Source organism: Amycolatopsis sp. NPDC114484, assembly GCF_055633755.1.
The window spans coordinates 538,916-563,657 of sequence record NZ_JBVKDQ010000001.1; the positions used below are offsets into that span (position 1 = coordinate 538,916).

Here is a 24,742-nt window from a genome sequence, read left to right on the forward strand (position 1 = left end):
GATCTCATGGTTCAGCTGGGTCTCGTCGGCCTGGGCAAGATGGGCTTCAACATGCGCGAGCGGCTGCGCGCCGCCGGGCACGAGGTGGTCGGGTACGACCGCAACCAGGACGTCAGCGACTCGACCTCGCTCGAAGACCTGGTCTCCAAGCTGTCCGGTCCCCGTATCGTGTGGATCATGGTCCCGGCCGGGGAGCCGACCCGGCAGACCGTCACCGAGCTCGGGCAGCTGCTGTCCGAGGGCGACCTGGTGATCGACGGCGGGAACTCGAAGTTCACCGACGACAAGCTGAACGCCGACCTGCTCGCCGCGCACGGCGTCGGCTATCTCGACTGCGGCGTCTCCGGCGGCGTGTGGGGCAAGGACAACGGCTACGGCCTGATGGTCGGCGGCGCGGCGTCCGACGTCCAGCGCGCGATGCCGATCTTCGACGCGCTGCGTCCGGAGGGCCCGCGCGAGGAAGGCTTCTCGCACGCCGGCTCGGTCGGTGCCGGGCACTACGCGAAGATGATCCACAACGGCATCGAGTACGGCATCATGCAGGCCTACGCCGAGGGTTTCGAACTGCTCGAAGCCGCGAAGATCGTCGACGACGTGCCCGCCGTGATCAAGGGCTGGCAGCGCGGCACCGTGGTCCGCTCCTGGCTGCTCGACCTGCTGGTGCGCGCGCTGGACGAGGACCCGGATCTGGACGACCTCGAAGGCTACGTCGAGGACTCCGGCGAAGGCCGCTGGACGCTGGAGGAAGCGGTCAACAACGCGGTGCCCGCCCCGGTGCTGTCGGCAGCGCTGTTCGCCCGGTTCTCCTCGCGGCAGAAGGACTCCGCCGCGATGCGCGCCGTCGCCGCGCTGCGCAACCAGTTCGGCGGTCACGCGGTGAAGAAGGCCGGGAGCTAGCCTCCCCCCCCGGTCCCCGCCCGTGTATCTCCGACATCTCCAGGTCACCGACTTCCGGTCCTGGCCGCTGGCCGACCTCGCCCTCGAACCGGGGCCGGTCGTGCTGGTCGGCCAGAACGGCCGGGGGAAGACGAACCTGCTCGAAGCGATCGGCTACGTGGCGACCCTCGGTTCGCACCGGGTCGCCACGGACGCCCCGCTCGTCCGCCATGGCTGTGAACGCGCGCTCGTCCGGGTCGCGGTCGTCAACGAGGACCGCGAGCTGACGGTCGAACTCGAGATCACGCCCGGCCGGGCCAACCGTGCGCGCGTGAATCGCGGCGCGGTCGGCAAGCCGCGCGACGTGCTCGGCATTCTGCGTACGGTGCTGTTCTCTCCGGAGGACCTCTCGCTCGTGCGCGGCGATCCGAGCGAACGTCGTCGGTTCATGGACGAACTGCTCGTGCTTCGCGCGCCTAGGTACGCGGGTGTGCGCGCGGACTACGAGAAGGTGCTTAAGCAGCGCAACGCGCTTCTTAAGACTGCGGGCAAACGCCGTACTGGTCGCGAAGACCCGTACGCACTGTCGACGCTCGACGTGTGGGACGACCATCTCTCGGTGGCTGGCGCGCAGCTGCTGGCCGCACGGTTGAACCTCATCGCGGACCTCGCGCCGTACACGGCCGACGCTTATATGGGCGTCGCGCCCGACTCTCGCCCGGCGAAGATCGCGTACAAGTCTTCGCTCGGCGAAGCGCTTCCGCCGTCGTACGGAGTGCCGGGCGGAGAGCGTGCGGACACAGAAGTACTGCGCGAGCTATTGCTGAAGGCGCTGGCCGAGACGCGGCGGCAGGAACTGGAGCGAGGCATCAGTCTCGTCGGCCCGCATCGGGACGAGCTGGAGCTGATTCTCGGCGAACTGCCGGCGAAGGGGTACGCGAGCCACGGCGAGTCGTGGTCGTTCGCGCTCGCGTTGCGGCTCGGAAGTTACGAGCTTCTGCGTGCCGAAGCGGGCGAACCGGTGTTGTTGCTGGACGATGTCTTTGCCGAACTCGACCGCAAGCGCCGGGCCCGGCTGGCCGAGGTCTCCGCGAGCGCCGAGCAGGTGCTCATCACCGCGGCGGTGGCCGAGGACGTGCCCGAGGAACTCGCCGGTGCGAGGTTCACGGTGGCCGACGGGGAGGTGAACCGTGCCTGAACAGCCACAACGACCACGCGGGGTGACCGGGGTCACGCGAGTTGCCCACCGATCTGGGGACAAACCTGTGGACAGTGTGGATAAACCCGGAGCCGCGTTATCGCCGCGCGTGACGAACCGGCCGGATGGCCGTCTTGACACCTCGAAAGCGGACGACACCCCCCGAAATCCCGCGCGTGGCGCGACTGAGCGTGACAGTTCCACTGGGCCGAACGAGACCCCCGCCGGGGAGGCTCCGAGCGGCCGCGACCTCGCGCACGCCGCGCTCGAAGCGGCGAAGGCGAAGGCCCGCGAGCGCGGCGCCCCGCCGAATCTCCGCCGCGGCCGGATCACCGGGGGCGGCGGGCAGAACCGGGCGCGCCGTCGCTGGTCCGGTCCCGGCGCGGATCCGCGCGACCCGCAGCCGCTGGGGCGGCTCGTGTCGAGGCTGATCTCCGACAGCGGCTGGCAGGGCACCATGACCAACGCCCGCGTGTTCGGGCAGTGGGCCCGGCTCGTGGGCGAGGACGTCGCCGAACACGCCCAGCCGATCGCGCTGAAAGACGGCGAGCTGACCGTCCGCGCGAGTTCCACCGCGTGGGCGACGCAGTTGCGGTTGCTGCAGGGCAAGTTGCTGGCGAAGATCGCCGCGGGCGTCGGGAACGGCGTCGTGAAGCGGATGCGGATCCAGGGTCCGACCGCTCCGAGCTGGCGGAAAGGACCCCGGCACGTGCCTGGTCGCGGACCGCGTGACACGTACGGCTGACGGGGGTTGCGGCTGGGCGGGTCATTGCCCCGAGAACCGGGTCGCGCCGGTTCGGATACGACCTGACTCGCCTAAGGGTGATTTCGTGCCTCTGCGACAGACTGAGAGGTGTCCTTGCCGCATGTGAGCGCGCGCGGCCAAGTACACTGTTGTAGTAGCGGACGTCCGCTCGGGCGAGACGAGGAGAAACAACGCCGGTGACCGAGAACAAGAGCGAGTACAACGCGTCGTCCATCACCGTGCTCGAAGGCCTCGAAGCAGTTCGCAAGCGCCCCGGCATGTACATCGGTTCCACCGGTGAGCGCGGTCTCCACCACCTGGTCCAGGAGGTGGTGGACAACTCCGTGGACGAGGCGATGGCGGGGTACGCCACCAAGGTCGAGGTTACTCTCCTCGAGGACGGCGGGGTGCGGGTAGTCGACGACGGCCGCGGCATCCCGGTCGACATGCACCCCAAGGAGAAGAAGCCGACGCTCGAGGTCGTGCTCACCATCCTGCACGCGGGCGGCAAGTTCGACAGCGACTCCTACGCGGTGTCCGGCGGTCTGCACGGCGTCGGCGTCTCCGTGGTGAACGCGCTGTCCACGAAGCTGCTCGCGGAGATCAAGGTCGGCGGCCGCAGCTGGCGCCAGGAGTACACGAACCAGGTCCCCGGTCCGCTCGAGGACCTCGGCCCGGCCACCGACACCGGCACCACCATCACGTTCTGGGCCGACGGCGACATCTTCGAGACCACCACCTACAACTTCGAGACCATCTCGCGCCGGCTGCAGGAGATGGCGTTCCTCAACAAGGGCCTCACCCTGTCGCTGCGCGACGAGCGGGTGTCGGACGAGGAGACCGAAGAGGACGCCGCGGGCAAGCCGGCGAGGATCAAGGAAAAGGTCTACTGCTACCCGGGCGGCCTTGAGGACTTCGTCAAGCACATCAACGGCAGCAAGGACCCGATCCACGAGAGCGTCATCTCCTTCGACGCCAAGGGCACCGGCCTCGAGGTCGAGGTCGCGATGCAGTGGAACACCGGGTTCACGCCGTCGGTGTACACCTTCGCCAACACGATCAACACGCACGAGGGCGGCACGCACGAAGAGGGCTTCCGCGCCGCGCTCACCCGTGTGGTCAACGCGTACGCGCGCGAGAAGAAGCTGCTCAAGGAGAAGGACGCGAACCTGACCGGCGACGACGTGCGCGAGGGTCTCGCCGCGATCGTGTCGATCAAGCTGTCCGAACCGCAGTTCGAGGGCCAGACGAAGACCAAGCTGGGCAACAGCGAGGCCAAGACGTTCGTGCAGCAGCAGTCGAACGAATGGCTCGGCGACTGGTTCGAGCGCAACCCGAGCGAAGCCAAGACGATCATCAACAAGTCGATCTCGTCGGCGCAGGCCCGGCTCGCTGCCCGCAAGGCGCGCGACCTGGTGCGGCGCAAGGGCGCGCTGGAGATCGGCGGTCTTCCTGGCAAGCTCAAGGACTGCCGTTCGAACGACCCCGGCGAGTGCGAGCTCTACATCGTGGAGGGCGACTCGGCGGGCGGTTCGGCCAAGGAAGGCCGCGACTCGATGTACCAGGCGATCCTGCCGATCCGGGGCAAGATCATCAACGTCGAGAAGGCCCGCATCGACCGCGTCCTCAAAAACACCGAGGTCCAGTCGCTGATCACCGCGCTCGGCACCGGTATCCACGACGATTTCGACCTCTCGAAGCTGCGCTATCACAAGATCGTGCTGATGGCCGACGCCGACGTCGACGGCCAGCACATCACCACGCTGCTGCTCACCCTGCTGTTCCGCTTCATGACGCCGCTGATCGAGCACGGCCACGTGTTCCTGTCGCGGCCGCCGCTGTACAAGATCAAGTGGCCGCGGTCGGAGCCGGAGTACGCGTACTCGGACAAGGAACGCGACGCGGTCATCCAGGCGGGCGTCGAGTCCGGTCGCCGCCTTCCGAAGGACGACGCGATCCAGCGGTACAAGGGTCTCGGCGAGATGAACGCCGACGAGCTGTGGGAGACCACGATGGACCCGGCGAACCGGCTGCTCGGGCAGGTCACGCTCGACGACGCGGCGCAGGCCGACGAACTGTTCTCCGTGCTGATGGGCGAGGACGTGGAAGCCCGCCGCTCGTTCATCACGCGCAACGCCAAGGACGTGCGCTTCCTGGACGTGTAGGCGTCCCCTCCTAACTCACTTCCCCAGGACTGCTCACCGAGAAGGACCTCATGACGGAAACCTTGCCGCCGGAACACGACCGGATCGAACCGGTCGACATCCAGCAGGAGATGCAGCGCTCCTACATCGACTACGCGATGAGCGTCATCGTGTCGCGGGCGCTGCCGGACGTGCGCGACGGCCTCAAGCCGGTGGCGCGCCGGATCCTGTACTCGATGTTCGACTCCGGGTTCCGCCCGGACCGCGGGTACAACAAGTGCTCCCGCGTCGTCGGCGACGTCATGGGCAACTACCACCCGCACGGCGACTCGGCGATCTACGACGCGCTCGTGCGGCTCGCCCAGCCGTGGTCGCTGCGCTACCCGCTGATCGACGGCCAGGGCAACTTCGGCTCGTCGGGCAACGACCCCGCCGCCGCGATGCGGTACACCGAGTCCCGCCTCGCGCCGCTGGCGATGCAGATGCTCGCGGACATCGAAGAGGACACCGTCGATTTCCGCGACAACTACGACGGGCGTACGCAAGAGCCCGACGTGCTGCCGTCGCGGTTCCCGAACCTGCTGGTCAACGGCGGTTCCGGGATCGCGGTCGGGATGGCGACGAACATCCCGCCGCACAACCTGCGCGAGGTGTCCGAAGGCGTCGTGTGGGCGCTGGAGAACCCCGAGGCGACCGACGACGAACTGCTGGCCGCGCTGCTCGTGCGGGTCAAGGGCCCGGACTTCCCGACCAAGGCGATGATCCTCGGCACCTCGGGCATCGAGGACGCCTACCGCACCGGCCGCGGTTCGATCCGGATGCGCGCGGTCGTCGAGGTCGAAGAGGACGCCAAGGGCCGCACGATCCTGGTCGTGTCCGAGCTGCCGTACCAGGTGAACCCGGACAACCTGGTGGAGAACATCGCGCACCTGGTGCGCGACGGCAAGATCACCGGGATCTCGGACATCGCGGACGAGTCCAACAGCCGCTCCGGCATGCGGATCGTCGTCACGATCAAGCGCGACGCGGTGGCGAAGGTGGTGCTGAACAACCTGTTCAAGCACACCCAGCTGCAGCAGAACTTCGGCGTGAACATGCTGGCGCTGGTCGACGACGTGCCGCGCACGCTGCGGCTCGACCAGATCATCCGGCACTACGTGAAGCACCAGGTCGACGTGATCGTGCGGCGCACCCGGTACCGGCTGCGCAAGGCCGAGGAACGGGCCCACATCCTGCGCGGTCTGGTCAAGGCGCTCGACATGCTGGACGAGGTGATCGCCCTGATCCGGCGGTCGCCCTCGGCCGACGAGGCCCGGCCGGGCCTGATGTCGCTGCTCGAGATCGACGAGATCCAGGCCACCGCGATCCTGGACATGCAGCTGCGCCGGCTGGCCGCGCTGGAGCGGCAGCGGATCATCGACACCCTGGCCGAGATCGAGCTGGAGATCGCCGATCTCAAGGACATCCTCGCGAAGCCCGAGCGGCAGCGGTCGATCATCCGCGACGAGCTGATGGAGATCGTCGACAAGTACGGCGACGACCGGCGCACGAAGATCATCCCGTTCGACGGCGACGTGTCGGTCGAGGACCTGATCGCGCAGGAAGACGTCGTCGTCACCATCACCCGCACGGGCTACGCCAAGCGGACGAAAACCGATCTGTACCGCTCGCAGAAGCGCGGCGGCAAGGGCGTGCAGGGCGCGACGCTGAAGCAGGACGACATCGTCCAGCACTTCTTCGTGTGCTCCACGCACGACTGGATCCTGTTCTTCACGAACAAGGGCCGGGTGTACCGGGCGAAGGCCTACGACCTGCCCGAGGCCAACCGCAACGCGCGCGGCCAGCACGTGGCGAACCTGCTCGCGTTCCAGCCGGACGAGCAGATCGCCCAGGTCATCGAGATCCCGAACTACGAGGTCGCGCCGTACCTGGTGCTCGCCACGCAGCGCGGCCTGGTGAAGAAGACGAAGCTCACCGACTTCGACTCCAACCGCGCGGGCGGGCTCATCGCGATCAACCTGCGCGAGGGCGACGAGCTGATGGGCGCGGTGCTGGCCGCGGCCGAGGACGACCTGCTGCTGGTGTCCGCGGGAGGCCAGTCGATCCGCTTCCACGCCACCGACGAGGCGCTGCGCCCGATGGGCCGCCCGACCTCGGGCGTGCTGGGCATGCGGTTCAACGACGGTGACGAACTGCTCGGCATCAGCGTGGTCAAACCGGACAAGTTCCTGCTGGTCGCCACGGACGGCGCGTATGCGAAGCGGACGCCGATCGAGGACTATCCGGTACAGGGCCGCGGCGGCAAGGGCGTGCTCACCATCCAGCACGACAGCAAACGTGGCAGGCTGGTGGGGGCACTCATCGTCGACGAGGACGACGAGCTGTTCGCCATCACGTCCAGCGGCGGGGTCATCCGCACGCCGGCGCGGGACGTGCGCAAGGCGGGCAGGCAGACCAAGGGCGTTCGGCTGATGAACCTGGGTGACGGAACCACTCTTCTCGCGGTCGCACGCAACGCGGACGAGGGTTCGGACGTCGCCAATGGTGGCGAGGACTCCGCCGAGGACGGTTCCGAGGTTTCGGAAGTCTCGGAAGTTTCGGAAGCCGAGGCTTCCGAGACGGTTTCGGAGGAAGCGGCCGAGGCTACGCCAGAGGAGCCCACAGCAGAAGACGGCACGGCGCCGGAGCAGTGATCGGCGCCCCACGCACGGGTAAGGACTGACTCAACGTGGCACCATCCGAAAAGGCCGACGACGCGTCGGCCAACCCGCCCTGGCAGCGCACCGCCAAGGACGGCGGCGGCGACTCCGAGGCCATGGCCACGGCGCGGATCGCGACCGAGGACGTGCCCACCGCGGCTCCGGAACCGGCCGCGGTCGAGAACGACTACCCGGTGAGCGGCACGGCGGCGCCCCGGCTCTTCGGAGGCGAGGCCCCGCCGCCCGCGGACGACGTGCCGCCCGCGGGCCGCACCCGGCCGACGCCGAGCGCACTGCGCCGTCCCGGCCGGGGCCCGCGCCGGGCGAGCCTGCAGATCAAGCGGTTCGACCCGTGGTCGGTGCTGAAGCTGGCACTGGTGCTCGGGGTCGCGATGTTCTTCGTGTGGCTGGTCGCGGTCGGCGTGCTCTACACCGTGCTCGACGGCATGGGCGTGTGGGACAAGCTGAACGGCACGTACTCGTCCCTGGTCGGCGGCGAGGGCGCGAACGCGTCCGCGGAACCGCTGATCAGCGCCGGTCGCGTGTTCGGCATCGCGGCCATCCTCGGGGCGATCAACATCGTGCTGGTGTCCGCGCTGGCCACGGTGAGCGCGTTCATCTACAACGTGTCGGCGGACCTCGCGGGCGGGCTGGAAGTCACCCTGTCCGAGCGGGAGTAACCCGGTTGCGAGAGCTCCGTTCATCGCGTCGGCCGATCGCTCGAGTTGCTTGAGGCCGCGCGGTCCGGAAGGTCGATACCCGGTTGCAAGAGCGGATGAGGGGTCCGGTAAAGTACTCCTCGTTCGACGGGCCCATAGCTCAGGCGGTTAGAGCGCTTCGCTGATAACGAAGAGGTCCCAGGTTCAAGTCCTGGTGGGCCCACATTTCCGGAAGGCCGGTTCGCAGCTCCTGCGGACCGGCCTTTCTGGTATTTCGGATGACTGCCCGGCGGCGCGGTCGCCAGAATCAGCCGCATGCGGACTCCGGGGGAGATCCGTCATCAGCTGAGCCGCGGTGTGGTCGCCGCGCAGTGGGATGACGAAGCGGGCTTGGCCGAAACCTCGGCCTGGCTCGAGTCGGCGACTGGGCGCGAGCTGCTGCGGATCGACGACTGCTCTCGCTCGTCCCGCTTCAAGGAGCCGGTGATGGGGCGGGTGAAGGAGCGGAAGCTGAAGCGCGCTCCGCTGGTGGTGCTGGTGTTGGCTTCGATGCACCACGACGGGCACCTTCGGGAGCGGGCGGTTCGCCTGTTGTGTTCTTCGGATGGCGCGTTGAGCGACCGGGCACTGGCGGTCCGGGTGCACGATCACGTCGAGGTGGTCCGCGAGCTGGCCGAACACGAGGTGCTGCGGCGCACGACGTTGGCGCAGGCTGAGCAGATCGTGCCGCTGTTGCAGCGGATTTCGCGGCGCTGGCGGGGTTCGGAAGTTCTCGCGCGCTATCTGCGGGTGCTGGTCGCCGCGCATGGTGAGGCGTCGGTGTGGGCGTGCTTGCGAGATTCCGCGGACTTTGACGTGCGGCGGACTGCGTTCCGGCGCAGCTTCGAGCCCGGCTTGCTCGGTTTGCCGGACGCGGTCCGGTTGCTGCCTGGGGAACGGGACCAGATTGTCCGGCGGCAGTTGCTCGGTGTCGTCGCTGAGGGGGCGACACCGGACGTCATCGCCGAGGTGTTGCTGCGCGGCCGGTCCGCGGAGAGCCGGGTGCTCGGGTTGGTGAAGCTGACCGCGGCGCAGCTGGATCCGGTTGACGTGGAACGACTTCTGGTCGACCGGTCGGTGCTGGTGCGGATGTGGGCGCGGCTGCGCTGGCAGGAAATGCGGCGCGATCCGGTCGCGGTTTATGCCGCGGTCGCGCGTTCTTCCGCTCGGGCGGTGGTGCGGGCTCGTGCGTATGTCGGGCTCGCGGAGACTGGGAGCGAGCTTGACCGTGCGGAGATCGTCGGTCTTGCCCAGAGTGCTGACCTGCCGTTGAAGAAGGCTGGTTTGTCGTTGCTTCGCGGCAAGGCTGTTGCTTCGGACGCGCCGTGGTTGCTGCGCGAAATGACGAGCGAGCATTCGCGGGTGGCCCGGATGGCGTCGGACGTGCTCAGTGGCAGTCCGCAGTTGTGGTCGCTCGCGGATTTGTTGGTATTCAAGGATTCTGCGGATCCGGAGCTGCGACGTCGGGGATGGTGGCTGCACCGCGGTCTCGGCGGATGGGAGTCGGTGATCGCCGATCTGGAGTTCTTGGTCGCCGGGGCGGTTTTGGTCCGTCCGCTGGTGCTGCCGATGTATTTCCAGCCGACTGACGCGCAGCGGCAACGTATCGCGGCTCTGCTGAGCACGGGTTCCCTTGACCGGCAACAGGTTCTGGAGGTCGCCTTCGCCGCCGGGGTCTCGGTGTGATCAGCGGGTCTGCCGGTACAGGTCGCGCAGCAGGGCGATTTCCGCGCCGTGGTGCAGGAGTTCCTGGTTGACCCACCAGACGATCTCGAGGAAGGGGTTTTCGGCGTCGCTGCCGTGTGGGTAGGTGGAGTAGCCGACGGTATCTAGCGCGGCGTTGTCGATGGTCGACAAGGCTTCGCGCCAGGCGGTCGCACCGGCGTCGAAGGCGGCGATGGCTGTCGTGACGTCGCCGGCGATCGGGTAGTCATCACGGGTCTTGGTGTGGGTGCCCGCGGTGTGGTCGGCGCGGAGGGCGAGCATTTCGCTGAGGTGACTGAGCCGCCAGGCGATGGTGGTGAACGGCGGCGGCGGCGGTTGCGGGTACGGCGCGGCGTCGCGGCCCCATTCGCCGGTGCCGGCCAGGTGGGTCGCGCGCGGTCCGGGTCCCCCGGCGCGGCGGCGCACCGACCAGTTCCCGGGGACCGGTGGCCAGTGATATTCGGCGTCGGTCATCGGGCTGATCGGTATCTCGGAGCCGTCGCCGCTGTCCACGAAGGGGCCGGTGATGCGGTTCGCGAGGCGGGTGCGGGCGAAGTCGAACTGGTCGAGCAATGGTGCCAAACGGGGTGGGGGCACGAAAACTCCCTGGTCCGATGCCGGGAAAGCCTGGTTCAGTGTGGCATGACCGGCGAGGATCTGGGCGAGGGTTGGGACAGCGTCGCGACGCTTGTCGACGGGCGATGGGTCGAGCGGCGGCCCAAGCGGGACGAGGTGCGCGCTTGGCTGCTCCGGGAGACGACGGTGTTGCCGTGGCTGGCTCCGCAGTTGCCGCTGATGGTGCCGGTTCCTCTTGTGTGGCAGGAAGATCCGTTGGTCGTGCGGCATGAATTGGTGCCAGGAGAGCCGGGCGAACTGACCGCTGACGACGGCCGCGCGCTCGGTCGATTCCTCCGCGCTTTGCACAGTGCGGACGTCGCCAAGGCACGCGAACTCGGTGCGGAGCCGGAAAAGTTGGCCCTCGATGCCGTCCCGCCGTTGCTCGGTTCGCTGGCTGGTCGTGCTCGTGCGCTGCTGGCGGAGGTCGAGGACTATCCAGCAAACACCGTCGTGCACGGAGACCTCGGGCCAGAGCACCTGCTCAAGCAGGACGGCCGGTTGAGCGGGGTGATCGACTGGTCCGACGTGTCGATCGGCGACCCGGCGCGGGACCTGGCGTGGCTGCTGTTCTGGACCTCGGCGGAGTGCGTCGCGGGGTTCTCCGCGGAGTACGAGGTCACGCCCGAACTGCGTCGGCGCGCGTGGGCGTGGAACCAGCTGGGCCCGTGGTACGAGGTGACGTACGGACTGGAGAACAACCGTCCTGACCTGGTCGAATCGGGTCTCGCCGGAACTCGCGACCGGCTCGTGGAGACGAGTCAGCCCTGCCGGGAAGAGAAGGACCGGCAGGGCTGAGCTTTGCGTGGACGCTGGGTCCGTCCGATTCAACGGACCCAGCACTCCGGATATTCCCGGTGTTCCACGTGGAACGAGAGACGGAACCGCTGGACGGGACGCGCGGCGGGTCCGGTAGCATCGAGGGGTAGCGCAAGCACTCAGAAGGGGGCTTCAGGTGAAGAAGCTGTTGGCACTCGCGGTCGTCGCGGGCGGCGTCCTGTTCGTCGTCAAGCGGAACAAGGCCGCCAAGGCCGAGGCTGACCTGTGGCGTGAAGCCACCACGCCTGCCGCCCCGTCGGCGAACGGCAGCGCGCCGGCCAAGGCCGCGGACGCGTCCCGCAACTGACCCACACCTCGCGGACCCCGGTCCGCACCGGGCCTGTAGCTCAATTGGTAGAGCACCGCCTTTGCAAGGCGGGGGTCAGGGGTTCGATTCCCCTCAGGTCCACCCGCGATCCCCGTTCGGCCGAGGCTGAACGGGGATTCGTGCGTTCCCGGGGCGCTACGGAATCTGCTTCAACCGGTCGATGATCTTGAAGACGGCTTCCCCGAACACCTGGTTGAGCGCGGGCGGCTGGTAGTCCTCGCTGCGGAAAGCCGAGATGGTGACCAGGTGGCGACCCACCTTGAGTGACAGGTCCGCGTGTCCGGGAGTCATCGGAACCCAGCAGATCTCGCCGTCGCCCACCTTCTTGTTCGAAGTCGCTTCCCTGGGCTGGCCGCCCGGGCCGGCGACGCGTGGGTGGCAGGTCGCGTGGTTGGCGTACGTCGCGCCGTCCAGGTTTTCGTACGTCTCGACGCGCACCGTCAAGCCGTCCTGTTTGGCCTTGTCGCCGGTGTTGGCGTGGTTCGTGCGGAAGCAGCTGCTCCATACGTACTGCCAAGACCCTTTGCCGTGCTCGCCGGGTTCGGCGTTCAGCCGAGACGGCTGTACGGAGGATTGTTCCTCGACCCGGCCGGAGACGGTGTCGTTGGTGAACGAAAGCCCCCAATCCTCGGATTTGTAGATCTCGCAGGCGTTCGGCAGGTTCCAGGGCGGGCCGAAGCGGAAGTTGGACAGTCCGGTTTGCTCGGGCCCGGCCGCCAGTTTGGCCGCGACCTGGTCGATCAAGAACTTGAGCGCGTCTTCCGGCTTCTTGGTGAGACCCGGCCCGTCCTCGGAGGTGCCGGCGTGCATGTCCAGCGTGGCCCAGTACTGGTCTCCGCCCCAGAAGAAGTACACCTCGTAGTCGTCGTCGTGGACGAGGCTGCCCATCGTCACGTAGATCTGCAGGTCGCCGCGGGTCTCGTGACTGACCGGATGGGATTTGACGTTCTTTTGCGATTCCGGGTTGGTGGCCAGCCGCCAGACGGTGTCCCGGTCGCTCGACATGTCGTCGCTCTGGTACTGCTTCTGGCTGATGCCGAGGGACAGCTTGTACGTTTCGTTCTTGCCGGTCAACAAGCACATCGACGCCGGCTCCGGCCCGATGCTGGGACCGGTCGATTGGTAGGCGACAGTGCCGGGGGCGGGCGGCCCGTCGTCGCCGGTGAACTTGTGCTGCATGAAGGCGCTGTTCGGGCCGAGCACGAATCCCGCTCGCTGCATCAGGAACGGGTTCATGACGGCGCAGGCGTCGTAGACCGGGTGTCCCGCATAGGTTTTCGCTTTGGCGGGGGCAGTGGTCAGGTTCTGCAGTGCGATCCCGGACTCGGCCTGTTTCGCCTCCGGAGTGTCGGCCGGAAGAGCTTTGCCCACGACCGCGGTGCTGCACCCGGCGGCCAGCAGTGCTGACGCCGCGAGACAGCCCAAAATCCTGGCCCGCTTGGAAACCATCAAGAACCCCCTGCTCTCGTGCCAGTAAGAGTAACGAGGGCGGCGGATGCTGGCTTGACTTCAACTCTTCTTGAAGTTTCATCCTTCGAGAGTCAGCAGTGATCTCGAAGGGGCATTCATGAGTATCAATCAGGTTGTGCGGCCTGACTTCGCGCGCACGGACGTCGATGTGGTGCTGGTCGCCGAGACGACCGTCGAGGCGACGGAAGTGCTTGCTCGGCTGGAGAAAGAATCCTGGCCTGCTGGGCTGGTTTCGTTCAACGCGTTGGCCAGTACCGAAGAGGCGTCGTCGCTGGTCTACACCCAGTGGGCGGAGGGAACAGCTGACCCCAGCTTCGTGCATCGGGTTTCCGGAGCTGATCCGGTGGAATATCGGTTGTACCGCAGTGGAAATCGGGACAACTCGGTGGTTCCGGGGTGCATTGTCGTGGTGAGCGTTGAGTTCGATGGCGCAGACGCGCAGCGGCAGCGGCGTTGGATCGACACTGTGTTCGGCGCGTTGGGCAGTGAAGAAATGCCTGCTCCGGGCGGGTTATCCGGGCATTTCCACGTCAGCAGCGACGGGACCCGAGTGCTCAACTATGCGGAGTGGACCGACGAACAGTCGCATCGCGACGCGTTGGCGCGGTCCGGCCGGGGGACGGTCGGCGTGACTGACGAGTGGCGGAAGGTGCAGGAGTTTCCGGGGGTGCGCGGCAGCGGATTCCGGAGGTACCGGATGGTGCGCAGCCTTTCGTTTGGACTGTCCGAAAAGGACCCGGCCTGATCAAGGCTGCCGCGCAGTTGCTCAGGCGCTTTGCGGAGCGAAGGCGGTCGCGTCGGGTGCGGGAAGGGCACCGAGTTGGATGCGTGCGCCGAGTTCGTCTCGGACACCCCAATGCTCGGCGAGCAGAAGACCTTCAGTGCGGTAGATGTGCACGGTGGTCATCCGGTACGGCTTGCCTCCGGTGCCCTGGCCGTGAATCGCGTCGACGCCGGTTCCGGTGGCGCTCGCGCGGATGACGACGCGGTGGTCGGTATCGAAGACGTCGTCGACGGTGTATCTGATCCTCAGCACCTGATGCACGAAGGTGAGAATCTGCCGGTAGCCCGCGGGGCCGGGCGGCAGGGGGAACGGCGAACCGTGGTCGACGAAGTCCCTGGTGACCAGGTTGTCCAGGACGGCCAGTTCTCCGGTGTTGATCGCGTCGAACACGGCCAGGGCGGCGGTGCGTGCGGGGTTGTTCACGGCTACGCTCCTCTCCAGACTTGACTGGAAGTCAAATCCAGTGGAATCGGAATCTAACTGATGGGGAGGGTCGTGGCGAGGCAGTACAGCGCCCCGCAGCGGGAGGAGAAAGCCCAGGCCACCCGCGCGCACATCGTGCGGACGGCGGGTGGCCTGCTGCTTGGCGGCGGAGGCTACGCGGGAATGACGATCACCGGGCTCGCCGGGGCGGCCGGGGTCAGTCCGCAGACGGTGTACAACTCCGTCGGCGGAAAGGCCGAGGTCATCAAGGCGGTGTACGACGTCAGGCTCGCCGGCGACGAGGAACGGACGCCGATGAGCGACCGTCCCGAATTTCGCCGGGTGGCCGACGCGGCCGATGTGCCGTCTTACGCGGTCGCGTACGCCGCTTGGACCCGGACGATCTACGACCGGGTCGGGCCTCTGCTCGGGGTGCTGGTCGCACACGGTCCCGGTGGCGACCCGGTGTTGGAAGCCTTCGTGGCGACCATCGATTCCGAACGCAGGAACGGCAACACACGCAGCCTGCACGGCCTCGCGGAGCGCGGGCAACTGGCGTTGCGTGACTTCGACGACGCGGTCGACGCGGTCTGGACGCTGACCGCGCCCGAGGTGTACGACCGGCTTGTCCAACGTTGCGGTTGGGAACCGGCGGCGTATGAACGGTGGCTGGCCAATCAGTTGAGTACGGCTCTGTCCGGTTAGCGGCCGTATTCGGGCGAGGGCAACGGAAAGGGGGCCGGGTTGAGCCGGACCCACGCGACGGCGAGTTCAGATAGCCGGGCCAGGTCTTCATCGGAGCCGTTGCCGGAGCGGATGCGCTTGGCGAGGGCGTGCGCTTCCTGAAGTTCGGGCAGCGGGGTGCCGGACGCGAAGTAGCCGGGGAGTGCGTCGGTCATCGCGCGGAAGGCGCGATCCCAGTTCACGCTGCCGTTGTCGAGGATCTCGTGAGCGACTTTGCCGGATACGCGGATCGCTTCTCCCTGCACGGTTTCCGCCGCACCCGAGGACGGCACTAGCAGTTCCCACAGTTGGTCGTGCTGTTTCTGCCAGCTGCCGTCGGGCACCTCGATCGGGGAGGTGCCGTCGTGGATCAGCCGCGGCGGGACCGGTTCGACGTCGAACAAGCGGTACAGCTTGCTCAGCCCGGCGTCGGTCTCTTCGAGGTAATCGGGATTGAAAGCCGTGCGGTGGAACTCGAAGTTGGCACCGATCCGGCGTACTTGGTCTCGAGCCTTGTCGGTCACGGCCGCGCCAGCGTCGAGGAGGAGGGAGGCAGTTCGGGCCATGCCGGGGATGCCGATGTTCGAGGTGTGCCGCAAACCGGTCAGGAGAAGGTCGGAGCCCGGCTCGATGTTCGCACCATGTTCGAGCAATACTCGCACCGTTGTTGGCTGCTGGTTGCTGACGGCACCGTGCAACGGGGTGCCTCTGCGGGCTGATGGCCGTTCAAGGTCAGCACCTAGGGAGAGCAACAGCGGGATCTGCGCTGTTTTGCCTCGCGCGGCCCGAGTCCACAGTGGAGTTTCGTCGTATTGGTCGGGCGCATCGACATCGAGGCCTTGGCTGGTCAGCCAGACGATGAGTTCGTCCGGACAGTCCAGGTATCCGAGCGCCGTTTGCTTGCCGTAGCCGCCGCGGGCGTCCAGTTCGGTGCGTTCGAACACGGCTTGGAGTTCGGCGAGCGACACGGACGTCAGCATTTCGCCGAAGTTCTTCGGCAGTGTTTTTCGCTTGCGCATCGCGGGTTTCTCCTCGGCATCCGGCGACGCCAGCTTAATGATCAGGAGGGCAGTTCGGATCGCAGACGATGTTGCAGTTCGATGAGCGTCTGCCGGGCCAGGTCCAGGCGTTCCAGGTCTAGCCCATCGGTGGTGCGCAGGGCCAGATCTTCATACGCCGCCTGCATTCGGTGCAATGCGGCAAGGCCGGTCGGGGTTGGTTCGAGCAGTTTGGCGCGTTGGTGCGCGGGGTTCGGGCGGTAGCGGGCCAGGTCGTCGTCGACGAGCAGGTCGGCGACGCGTTGGACGCTTTGCCTTGTGTGGCCTAGCTGGGAGGCGATGGCTCCGACCGGGGCGGGTTCCGCTTCGACCGCGGCCAGCACCTGGTAGCGCGCGACGCTCAACCCCGTCGGGCGGGCGATGCCGTTGCCTACTGTTTCCAGGACGTCGGAGAGCCGGATGACCTCGTCCATCAGGTCGTTGTAGGCGTCGCAGGCCTTCTTGACAGCATGCTGTCGTATCGCTAGTTTGTCGGACATGACAGCATGCTGTCATTCAGCGCTGAGCCATGCAACAGCTCGAGAGGATCATCTGGTGCGGATCGGCATAGGACTTCCGAATCAAGTACGCGACGTCGACCCCACGGTCGTGCCGCGGTGGGCGGCCCGGGCGGAGGAAGCGGGGTTTTCCTCGCTGGCGACGATCGGCAGGTACGCGTATCCCGGGGTGAGCGACACGGTTTCGCTGGCGGCCGCGGCCGGGGCGACGACGCGGATCGGGCTGCTCAGCGGCGTGCTGCTCGCGCCGACGTGGCCGGCCGCGTTGCTGGCCAAGGAAATCGCGAGCATCGACGGCGTTTCCGGACATCGGCTGACGTTCGGCGTCGGGGTGGGGCTTCGGGAGGAAGAGTTCACCGTGCCTGGGCTTGGGGCGCGCGGTCGGGGTGCGCGGTTCGACGCTGATCTGGAGATTTACCGCGAAGTGTGGGGCGGCAAGCCGGTCGGGGAGAACGCGGCGGTGCCTGCTGGGGCTCGGCAGGTGCCGATGTTGTTTGGTGGCTACACCGAGCAGGCGTTGCAGCGCATGGTGCGGTGGGGCACGGGTTATATCGCTGGTTCGGGGTCGGTGTCGGCTAGCGCGCCTCGGTTCGCGGCGGCGAAACGTGCCTGGAGCGAGGGCGGTCGGGAGGGGGAGCCGCGACTGGTTTCGTTGGCCTACTTCGTTTTGGGGGACGTCGACGCTGGGTTGGCGAATGTGCGGGACTTCTATCGGTTGGCTCCGAAGGAAGTCGCGGACAGCGTGGTGCCCTGCGCGTCTGCGGAGATGGTGAAGAAGTCCATCGCGGACTTCGCTGAGCTGGGCGTGGACGAGTTGATTTTCGTACCGGTGACTGACGACGTGGACGAAATCGCTCGCCTGGCAGACGTCGTCGGCTGAGCATCGTCCAGGAAGATGACTCCGACATCGTGGCCTCATCCGGGACATCACCGATGTTCGCGGTACTGGGCGGCTCCAAGCTGAAGTCATGAGACTACGCGTAACAGCGATCATCGCGGCGATGCTTGTCGTCGTCGGGGCGGGGACCGCGCAGGCGGAGCCGAGATTGGCGTTGCCGCGGCCTGGCGGATCAGTCCGGTCGGGACTGCCGGCTTTCACTTCACCGACACCTCCCGCGCGGATCCGTGGGTTCCTTCGCGGCGGCGGGAAATGATGGTCACGCTGTGGTACCCGGCGCAGTATCCGGGGCGGCGGGCCACGCAGTACCTCACGCAGCGGGAATCGGAGCTGATGGTGGAGGAGACGGGTGATAAGTCGCTGCCCAAGGATCTGCTGACGAAGGTGCGGATTCATTCCACTGTGGACGCTATGCCGCAGTATCGGCGGATGCCGTTGGTGGTGCTTTCGCCTGGGTTCACGTTGCCGCGCGCGACGTTGTCGTCGCTGGCGGAGGAGCTGGCCAGTCGCGGGTATGTCGTTGCGGGGATCGGGCACAACTACGAGGCGATCGCGACCACCTTCCCGGACGGGCACACGACGCAATGCGTGGCATGTGACATCAAGGACTGGAAAAAGCTCGTCACGACCCGGGCGGCGGATGTGTCGTTCGTGCTCGATCGGTTCGTCGGACCGCATCCGGCGTGGGGCGGCGGACAGCTGATCGACGCGCGGCGGATCGCGATGATCGGGCATTCGATCGGCGGAGCCAGCACGGCGCCGGCGATGCTGGCCGACCGGCGAATCCGCGCCGGAGCGATGCTGGACGGCATGTATTACTTCCCGGTGACCGGGCTGGATCGGCCGTTTCTTCAGTTCGGGGCTCCGGTGCATCAGCCGGGCGGGACGGTCGATCCGTCGTGGGACTCGGCGTGGCGCGAGATGACCGGGTGGAAGCGGTGGATCACCGTCGACGGTGGCGACCACAGCATGTTCACCGATGAGCTGCTGCTCTTCCAACAGGCCGGGGCGAAGTTGCCGGGGGTGGAGATCGATCCGTTGCGGGGGATCCGGGTCGGTGAGGCGTACCTGACCGCGTTCCTCGACGAGCACCTGCGCGGGTGGCACCAGCGACTGCTGGACGGGCCGTCGCCGCGGTTTCCTGAAGTGCGCTTTTGGGGCTGAGACTCTCTGCTGGGAAGTTCGGCGGAATTTCTTCGCAACCCCCTCCGGCGGTGTGCGTCTCTATAGGCAAAGGGAAAGCCAAGAGCGGGTCAGGGGAGAATTGAAATGCTCATGAAGACTGTCAAATTGGCCACCGTCGGAGCGGCTCTCGGCGCGGTCGCGCTGCTTTCCGCGTGCTCTGGCCAGAATTCGGCAGCCCCGGCGAGCAACCAATCCGCCCCGGTCAACGTCGCGGCGAAGAGCCAGGTGCAGCAGCCGAATGCGTCGGTCAAAAAGGGTGGCAGCGGCGGTGGCGGGGCCAGCTCGGAGGACGTTAATTGCAGTGAACACGGCGGTACTGTCGGGCCGCGCAAGGTTTCTTTGATCGCGGACGCGACCAAGGCCGGTACCGTTGGCTGCACTGAGGCGTTCAACGTTATTACCGAATACTTCGACAATATCGACAAGGCCGTCGGGTCCAGCTACATGCTGACTGTCCAGGGCTGGCAGTGCCTGACCGACACCGGCGCGGAGGGCACGCACGAGATCCGTTGCGAGAAGGACGGTCTCAAGATGCACACGACTCCGCCGAAGGACGAGAACACGCCGGACCCGCAGGAGCAGGGCACGGGGTACAACGGGGTCCCGATCGACCCGCCGACTGCGCAGGACCAGGGCACTGGCTACAACGGAGTTCCGGTTGACCCGCCGAACGCGCAGGACCAGGGGACTGGGTACAACGGCGCGCCGATCGACAACCCGGACCAGAACTGAGCTAGTTCAGCGCGGGTGAGTCGCTGATCCAGCGTTGGACGCCGAAGTAGGGCCAGGCCTCGCGGGGCCTGGCCCTTTTCGTGCGGCGGGTGTCGGGGCGAAGATGGGCGCATGGCCGATTTCGTCCAGCCCGACGGCGACATCCACCGCGGCTCCCGGGCAAGGCTGTCGCGCGTGGCCCGGGCGAAGAACCGGGCCGTCCGAGCCGCAACAATGAAGGTCCGGTTCGCGCAGGTAGATCACCAGATAGCGCGGGATCTCGCGATTGACCTAGATGTAGAGATCCGGTGAGAGAGCGGGTCATCCGAGCGGACGGGTGACCGGGGTCGCCAATGGCGGTTCCGCGGACTAAACCAGCACTGAAGACAGCCCACCCCGCAACACCTGATAAGCCGCCTCCGCCCGCGCGACCGCGTCCGGGTAAGTCTCCTCGGCGCTCCGACCACCACGGATCTCCCGGGCATTGTGAAACCCCAAGATCCGCTGCGCCCCGAAAATCTGCGCCGCCACCAACCGCGCGGTGAACTCGTCCGCGACGCCGCACGAAGCCTGCAGTTCCTCCACCAGTTCCTGCTCCTTCTCCAGCAGGTACGTGGCCAGTCGAGCCAGCAGCGCCGGCGTTGAGTACAGCAGGGTGTGGCACGTGATCGCGTCCGGCGAGTCGTTCAGGCCGGTCAGCGGGTCGTGGTCGGCCAGCCGCGCTAGGAAAGACCTCTCCAGCGCGGACAGCGCGGACTCCCCGGCTGCTCGGGAGCGGACGATCTCCGCGGGGCCGTTCTCGTCGGCGAACTGGTGGATGACCAGGTCTTCCTTCGTCGGGAAGTACGCGAACAGCGTCGGCTTCGAGATCTCGGCTTCGGCGGCGATGTCGGCGACCGAGACCCCGTCGAAGCCGGATTCCCGGAACAACCGCAGCGCCGCCGAGGCGATCGTTTCCCTCGTGCGGCGGCGTTTGCGCTCGCGCAGTCCTGACACGAGCGTCAGCCTAACCGGAGCTCGAACCCAGATAAAAACTTGACTAGGTTGTATATTTAACTCAGTCAAGAAACAGGGGGCGGGTAGTGGAACCAGAGATCCGGGCGGAGCGCGAGTATCTCCAGGCCTGTCACGCAGAACTGGACCGCATGCGGGAGGAGATCAAGACCGCGATCGCGACGGGGATGGGCGAGGGCGACGCGGTCGACGACAAGTACTTCAACCACGTCCTCCGGCAGTTTCGCACCGAGATCGCCGAGGAGCTAGCGGATATCGACGACGCGCCGCTCTTCTTCGGCCGCCTCGACTACCCGCCGGGCGAGGTCTACGAAGCCGCGCGCGGGTCGCATACTCGGTCGCCAGCGCATGACCTGGTTTACCTGGGGCGCAGAGGAATCCGCGACGACGACGGCGAACCTCTGGTGATCGATTGGCGGGCGCCGCTCGCCAGGGCGTTTTACGAAGCCGATCACGATCATCCGATGGGGGTCCGGGTCCGGCGCCGCTACGGCTTCGACCAGGCGGGACTGCTCAGCGCGTACGAGGACGAGCCGCTCGATCGGCCTGGGTCGTCGGCTAACCGGCTGCTCACCGCGGAGATCGAGCGGCCGCGGCAGGGGCCGATGCGCGACATCGTCGCCACGATTCAGCCGGATCAGATGCGGTTGGTTCGCGCGCCGGTGGATCGGACGTTGTGCATCCAAGGCGCGCCGGGGACGGGCAAGACAGCGGTTGGCCTGCATCGGCTGGCGTATCTGCTCTACACCGAGCGGGCGCGGCTGCAGAAAGCAGGCGGGGTCGCGGTGATCGGGCCGAACCGGTCGTTTCTCGCTTACATCGCGGGCGTGCTTCCGGCGCTTGGCGAGGTGGCGGTTTCCCAAGCCACGATTGACGAACTGACCGGCGCGGGGCATCCGGCCGAGCATGTCGACGAGCCGCGGACGGCGCGGATCAAGGGTGACGTTCGGATGGCGGAGGTCGTTCGGAGACACCTGTGGGCGCGGATCCAGCCGGTCGATCGGACGCTCGAAGTCAAGTACCAGCACCGGACCTGGCGGTTGTACCCGGAGGACATCGCCGAGGAACTGAAAGAGATCCTCAGCCGCGGCGCGGATTACAGCGCGGGGCGCGAATTGCTGGCCCAGCGGCTCGCGCATCGGATCTTGCGCGAGATGGAGCGGTCCGGCGGGACGAGCGCGACGCTGCATCAGCTCCGCCGCAACGCCGCGATCAACAAGGCGGTCCGTGACATGTGGCCCGCGGTCGAGCCTGCGCGACTGGTCTACGACTTGCTCACCGACCGGACGAGTCTTGCCCAAGCGGCGGAAGGGATCCTGACCACCGAGGAACAGGAAGCTTTGCTCCGGCCACGGCCGCGCAGTCGTAAGGCGATGACCTGGTCGACGCTCGATCTGGCGTTGCTGGACGAGGTCGCGGCGCTGGTCGAGCGGCCGGCGAAACTCGGGCACGTCGTGGTGGACGAGGCGCAGGATCTCAGTCCGATGCATCTGCGGGCGATCGCGCGCAGATTGGCTGGTGCCTGCACGGTTCTCGGCGACGTCGCGCAGGCGACCAGTCCGTCCGCGGTCCGCGAGTGGACCACGGTGCTGACCCATCTCGACCGGTCCGGCGGGCGGATCGAAGAACTTACGCACGGCTACCGCGTTCCGGCGGATGTCCTCGATTTCGCGGCTCGGCTGCTTCCGCACATCGCGCCAGACCTGCGCAGTCCCACGTCGTTCCGGCATTCCGCGGATGCCTTGCACCTGACCGAAACAGACGAGACGGTCGCCGCCGCGGTCGATGCTTGTGCGAAAGCGCTGCTCCAGGAGGGGTCGATCGGGTTGTTGGCTGCGGACGCGGATATTCCGGAGTTAAGCCGGGCCCTCGCCGAACGCGGGTTGGACCACGCGGTGCTGGGCGCCGAGGGAACCGCTCGGATCACGTTGGCGCCGGTCAGTTTGGCGAAGGGGCTGGAGTACGACACGGTCCTGGTGGTCGAACCGGCGCGGATCGTGGCGGCGGAAGAGCGTGGGCTGCAACGGTTGTACGTCGCGCTCACCCGCGCGGTCAGCACGTTGCACGTCCTCCACTCGGATCGGCTGCCGGAGCCGTTGCTGGCTCAGACCGCGGCGGTCTGACGGCGAGTCGAGTAGAACTGCCAGCCCAGAAAACCCAGCGCTAGCAGCAAATAGCTGTTGCCGATCAAGTGCTCGACGGGGCCCCAGGACAGCTCCAGGTACCCGTTCTTCGGCAGCCACGAATGCGGGGCGATCACGAAAATCGCGGCCACCGCGGCCAAACCGGCGACGGCGATCCGAGTGTGCGCGCGAGCGGCGAACAGCACGATCGCCGGCACGATCCACACCCAGTGGTGGGACCACGAAATCGGCGAACACACCAGGATCGCCGCCGTATTGAGCAGGAACGCCATCGGCGGGTCGGCACGCAGCATCGCGGGAACGGTCAGGGCGAGCGCGGCCAACGTCAGCACCGCGACCAGGATCAGCGTCGGGGTATCGGGAAGTCCGAACCGGTGCACCGCGCCCTGGATCGTCTGGTTCGTCGCGAAAATCGATCCGCTCATGCCGGACGCGCCGGTCAGCCCGCCGCCGAACCAGTACTTCATCGACGCTTCCGGCGCGATCACGAACCCGGCCACGCCAGCGAGCACGAAGGTGACCACCGTGGTCACGGCGGCGCGGAAGTCCTTTTTCAGCAGGAAGAACAGCAGGAACCCGGCGGGGGTGATCTTCATGGCGGCGGCGAGGCCAAGCAGGACGCCGCGCGGCAGCCGGGTCCGGGGGCCGAGGCAGTCGATCACCACGAGCGCCATCAGAATCAGGTTGATTTGCCCGAACCACAACGTCTCGCGAACCGGTTCGAAGGCCAGCGACCCGGCGCCGAGCAGCAGCGCGGCCAGCAACGCGGTCCGCCGCCGGGCATGCGGCCGGACCACGACGTAGACGGTCCCGCAGAGCGCCGCCAGCGAGACGGCGAGCATCAAGATGGCGCCCAACGGCAACGGCATCGCGGCGAACACCAGGAACACGACGGCCGCGAACGGCGGGTAGATGAACGGCAGGATCAGCCCGGCGCGGGTCGGCGGGAGCGGGCCGTAGACGTCCTCGCCCTGGGCGAGCGCCCGCGCGCCGGAGCGGTAGATCTCCAGGTCGAGCGGCCACATCGTGCAGACGAGCCACAGAATCACCGCGGCCACCGCCACCGAGGCGAGGACCAGTGCGAACACTGCCGGACGACGGGTGCCGGCGTCGTCTAGCCACCGGCGCAGCGCGACAGCGGGGGGCCGGAGGGAAGTCACCCCCGCGATCATGCCGCCTGCGATCACCCGTTCGCGCAGTGGGGGCGGGACCAGGCCACTTCGTCGACGGCGAGCCACGGCGCGTTCGCGGCGGCCGCGGGGGTGACCCCGGCGAAGGCTTTGACCTCGTGGTGCAGGTGCGACTGGTCGACATATCCGCTCTCCGCGGCCACCGAGGCCGGGCTTTCGCCAGCGGCGAGCCGGTGTACCGCGTGGTCGAACCGGACCAGCTGCGCGGCGCGTTTCGGGCTCAGTCCGAGCTGGCCGCGGAACCGTGACCACAGCCGTTTCCGGCTCCATCCGGTCTCGTCGGCCAGCTGCTCGATCCGTACCTGGCCGTGGTGCGCGTCCATCCGTCGCCAGGCGAAGGCGACTTCCGGGTCGACCGTGCGGCCGGCCTCGTACCGTTTCCCTAACACGGCTTCTACCAGCGCAAATCGGTCGTTCCAGGAACTAATGGCGCGCAACTGGTCTGGCAGCTCGGTAGGCCAGACGTCCTCGATGGACACGACCTCGCCGCTCAGATCCGTCCCGAGCACCGAGTGCGCGACCTCGGGGGACAGCCGGATCTGCACGCATTCGATGTCCTGCCCCCGGACACGCATCCCCTGCGGCGCGAGCCCGGCGACAATGCTGCCGCGAGCGACGTCGTTGACGAGCAGCCGTTCGCGGAGGTTGAGAAACAGCGTGACCGCCGGATACGGGACCACCGTCAGATCGACCAGGTCAACGGTGTCGCCGACAAACCCGGCCATTTGCACGCCCGGCAGCCGGAGCGGGCGGGACGGCACGGCGATGCCCCACACCGCCGCCCCGTCGCGAGCCCACTCGGCTGGTCGCATGCCTCCA

Annotated in this window: 24 protein-coding genes and 2 tRNA genes; 18 read left to right on the forward strand and 8 right to left on the reverse strand. The window is 67.3% G+C overall.

What is annotated here, in order from left to right:
- Positions 1 to 6: 6 nt before the first annotated feature.
- The 8 genes from gnd (at position 7) to ACZ7SW_RS02650 (ending at position 10,046) form a co-directional block, all read left to right on the forward strand.
- Complete coding sequence (gnd, locus tag ACZ7SW_RS02615) at positions 7 to 897, forward strand: phosphogluconate dehydrogenase (NAD(+)-dependent, decarboxylating) (RefSeq protein ID WP_470228659.1); 891 nt, start codon at positions 7 to 9, stop codon at positions 895 to 897.
- 22 nt (positions 898 to 919) lie between these two features.
- Positions 920 to 2,074, forward strand: a complete 1,155-nt coding sequence (gene recF / locus ACZ7SW_RS02620; protein WP_470228660.1) for a DNA replication/repair protein RecF — start codon at positions 920 to 922, stop codon at positions 2,072 to 2,074.
- 109 nt (positions 2,075 to 2,183) lie between these two features.
- Positions 2,184 to 2,819, forward strand: coding sequence for a DciA family protein (locus tag ACZ7SW_RS02625; RefSeq protein ID WP_470228661.1), 636 nt, complete (start codon positions 2,184 to 2,186; stop codon positions 2,817 to 2,819).
- A 197-nt stretch (positions 2,820 to 3,016) separates the two neighbouring features.
- Positions 3,017 to 4,984 carry a DNA topoisomerase (ATP-hydrolyzing) subunit B gene (gene gyrB / locus ACZ7SW_RS02630; protein WP_470228662.1) on the forward strand — a complete coding sequence of 656 codons (1,968 nt, stop codon included), beginning with the start codon at positions 3,017 to 3,019 and terminating at the stop codon, positions 4,982 to 4,984.
- 50 nt (positions 4,985 to 5,034) lie between these two features.
- Positions 5,035 to 7,656 carry a DNA gyrase subunit A gene (gyrA, locus tag ACZ7SW_RS02635; protein ID WP_470228663.1) on the forward strand — a complete coding sequence of 874 codons (2,622 nt, stop codon included), beginning with the start codon at positions 5,035 to 5,037 and terminating at the stop codon, positions 7,654 to 7,656.
- A gap of 35 nt (positions 7,657 to 7,691) precedes the next feature.
- On the forward strand, positions 7,692 to 8,342 hold the full coding sequence (locus ACZ7SW_RS02640) for a DUF3566 domain-containing protein (RefSeq protein WP_470228664.1): 651 nt from the start codon (positions 7,692 to 7,694) through the stop codon (positions 8,340 to 8,342).
- 128 nt (positions 8,343 to 8,470) lie between these two features.
- A tRNA-Ile gene (locus ACZ7SW_RS02645) sits at positions 8,471 to 8,544 on the forward strand.
- A 92-nt stretch (positions 8,545 to 8,636) separates the two neighbouring features.
- Positions 8,637 to 10,046 (forward strand): hypothetical protein, encoded by a 1,410-nt coding sequence (locus ACZ7SW_RS02650; protein WP_470228665.1) that lies wholly within the window; start codon positions 8,637 to 8,639, stop codon positions 10,044 to 10,046.
- Here the strand turns inward: ACZ7SW_RS02650 and ACZ7SW_RS02655 are convergent, their stop codons facing one another.
- On the reverse strand, positions 10,047 to 10,661 hold the full coding sequence (locus tag ACZ7SW_RS02655) for a DinB family protein (protein WP_470228666.1): 615 nt from the start codon (positions 10,659 to 10,661) through the stop codon (positions 10,047 to 10,049). It lies immediately after the preceding gene.
- A gap of 45 nt (positions 10,662 to 10,706) precedes the next feature.
- Between ACZ7SW_RS02655 and ACZ7SW_RS02660 the strand changes: the two genes are divergently transcribed.
- The 3 genes from ACZ7SW_RS02660 (at position 10,707) to ACZ7SW_RS02670 (ending at position 11,907) form a co-directional block, all read left to right on the forward strand.
- Entirely contained in the window at positions 10,707 to 11,477 is a 771-nt protein-coding gene (locus ACZ7SW_RS02660) for a phosphotransferase (protein ID WP_470228667.1), read from the forward strand.
- Positions 11,478 to 11,634: 157 nt separating this feature from the next.
- Positions 11,635 to 11,805 carry a DLW-39 family protein gene (locus ACZ7SW_RS02665; RefSeq protein ID WP_020663676.1) on the forward strand — a complete coding sequence of 57 codons (171 nt, stop codon included), beginning with the start codon at positions 11,635 to 11,637 and terminating at the stop codon, positions 11,803 to 11,805.
- Positions 11,806 to 11,834: 29 nt separating this feature from the next.
- Positions 11,835 to 11,907, forward strand: a tRNA-Ala gene (locus ACZ7SW_RS02670).
- Positions 11,908 to 11,961: 54 nt separating this feature from the next.
- On the opposite strand, the gene ACZ7SW_RS02675 is transcribed toward ACZ7SW_RS02670, so the two are convergent.
- On the reverse strand, positions 11,962 to 13,275 hold the full coding sequence (locus ACZ7SW_RS02675) for a hypothetical protein (protein WP_470228668.1): 1,314 nt from the start codon (positions 13,273 to 13,275) through the stop codon (positions 11,962 to 11,964).
- A 118-nt stretch (positions 13,276 to 13,393) separates the two neighbouring features.
- On the opposite strand from ACZ7SW_RS02675, the gene ACZ7SW_RS02680 reads away from it, so the two are divergent.
- Positions 13,394 to 14,041, forward strand: a complete 648-nt coding sequence (locus ACZ7SW_RS02680; RefSeq protein ID WP_470228669.1) for a hypothetical protein — start codon at positions 13,394 to 13,396, stop codon at positions 14,039 to 14,041.
- A 21-nt stretch (positions 14,042 to 14,062) separates the two neighbouring features.
- On the opposite strand, the gene ACZ7SW_RS02685 is transcribed toward ACZ7SW_RS02680, so the two are convergent.
- Positions 14,063 to 14,503: an ester cyclase gene (locus tag ACZ7SW_RS02685; protein WP_470228670.1), complete on the reverse strand. Its 441-nt coding sequence runs from the start codon at positions 14,501 to 14,503 to the stop codon at positions 14,063 to 14,065.
- A gap of 72 nt (positions 14,504 to 14,575) precedes the next feature.
- On the opposite strand from ACZ7SW_RS02685, the gene ACZ7SW_RS02690 reads away from it, so the two are divergent.
- A complete protein-coding gene (locus ACZ7SW_RS02690) occupies positions 14,576 to 15,208 on the forward strand; it encodes a TetR/AcrR family transcriptional regulator (protein ID WP_470228671.1) in 633 nt (210 codons plus the stop codon).
- Here ACZ7SW_RS02690 and ACZ7SW_RS02695 read toward each other — a convergent pair.
- On the reverse strand, positions 15,205 to 16,245 hold the full coding sequence (locus ACZ7SW_RS02695; protein ID WP_470228672.1) for an ankyrin repeat domain-containing protein: 1,041 nt from the start codon (positions 16,243 to 16,245) through the stop codon (positions 15,205 to 15,207). The genes ACZ7SW_RS02690 and ACZ7SW_RS02695 overlap by 4 nt on opposite strands.
- A gap of 41 nt (positions 16,246 to 16,286) precedes the next feature.
- On the reverse strand, positions 16,287 to 16,763 hold the full coding sequence (locus tag ACZ7SW_RS02700; protein ID WP_470228673.1) for a MarR family winged helix-turn-helix transcriptional regulator: 477 nt from the start codon (positions 16,761 to 16,763) through the stop codon (positions 16,287 to 16,289).
- A gap of 55 nt (positions 16,764 to 16,818) precedes the next feature.
- Between ACZ7SW_RS02700 and ACZ7SW_RS02705 the strand changes: the two genes are divergently transcribed.
- The 4 genes from ACZ7SW_RS02705 (at position 16,819) to ACZ7SW_RS02720 (ending at position 19,887) form a co-directional block, all read left to right on the forward strand.
- Entirely contained in the window at positions 16,819 to 17,661 is an 843-nt protein-coding gene (locus ACZ7SW_RS02705; protein ID WP_470228674.1) for an LLM class flavin-dependent oxidoreductase, read from the forward strand.
- A gap of 270 nt (positions 17,662 to 17,931) precedes the next feature.
- Complete coding sequence (locus ACZ7SW_RS02710) at positions 17,932 to 18,843, forward strand: alpha/beta hydrolase family protein (protein ID WP_470228675.1); 912 nt, start codon at positions 17,932 to 17,934, stop codon at positions 18,841 to 18,843.
- Positions 18,844 to 18,948: 105 nt separating this feature from the next.
- Positions 18,949 to 19,596, forward strand: coding sequence for a hypothetical protein (locus ACZ7SW_RS02715; protein WP_470228676.1), 648 nt, complete (start codon positions 18,949 to 18,951; stop codon positions 19,594 to 19,596).
- A 111-nt stretch (positions 19,597 to 19,707) separates the two neighbouring features.
- On the forward strand, positions 19,708 to 19,887 hold the full coding sequence (locus ACZ7SW_RS02720) for a hypothetical protein (protein WP_470228677.1): 180 nt from the start codon (positions 19,708 to 19,710) through the stop codon (positions 19,885 to 19,887).
- Positions 19,888 to 19,944: 57 nt separating this feature from the next.
- Here ACZ7SW_RS02720 and ACZ7SW_RS02725 read toward each other — a convergent pair whose 3' ends face one another.
- Positions 19,945 to 20,571: a TetR/AcrR family transcriptional regulator gene (locus ACZ7SW_RS02725; protein ID WP_470228678.1), complete on the reverse strand. Its 627-nt coding sequence runs from the start codon at positions 20,569 to 20,571 to the stop codon at positions 19,945 to 19,947.
- Positions 20,572 to 20,657: 86 nt separating this feature from the next.
- Between ACZ7SW_RS02725 and ACZ7SW_RS02730 the strand changes: the two genes are divergently transcribed.
- Positions 20,658 to 22,712, forward strand: coding sequence for a HelD family protein (locus ACZ7SW_RS02730; RefSeq protein ID WP_470228679.1), 2,055 nt, complete (start codon positions 20,658 to 20,660; stop codon positions 22,710 to 22,712).
- Here ACZ7SW_RS02730 and ACZ7SW_RS02735 read toward each other — a convergent pair.
- Together ACZ7SW_RS02735 and ACZ7SW_RS02740 are read right to left on the reverse strand one after the other, a co-directional pair.
- Positions 22,694 to 23,893 (reverse strand): glycosyltransferase 87 family protein, encoded by a 1,200-nt coding sequence (locus tag ACZ7SW_RS02735; RefSeq protein WP_470228680.1) that lies wholly within the window; start codon positions 23,891 to 23,893, stop codon positions 22,694 to 22,696. The two genes, ACZ7SW_RS02730 and ACZ7SW_RS02735, sit on opposite strands and share 19 nt — an antisense overlap.
- A gap of 23 nt (positions 23,894 to 23,916) precedes the next feature.
- Positions 23,917 to 24,735 (reverse strand): helix-turn-helix domain-containing protein, encoded by an 819-nt coding sequence (locus ACZ7SW_RS02740; protein ID WP_470228681.1) that lies wholly within the window; start codon positions 24,733 to 24,735, stop codon positions 23,917 to 23,919.
- Positions 24,736 to 24,742: the final 7 nt, after the last annotated feature.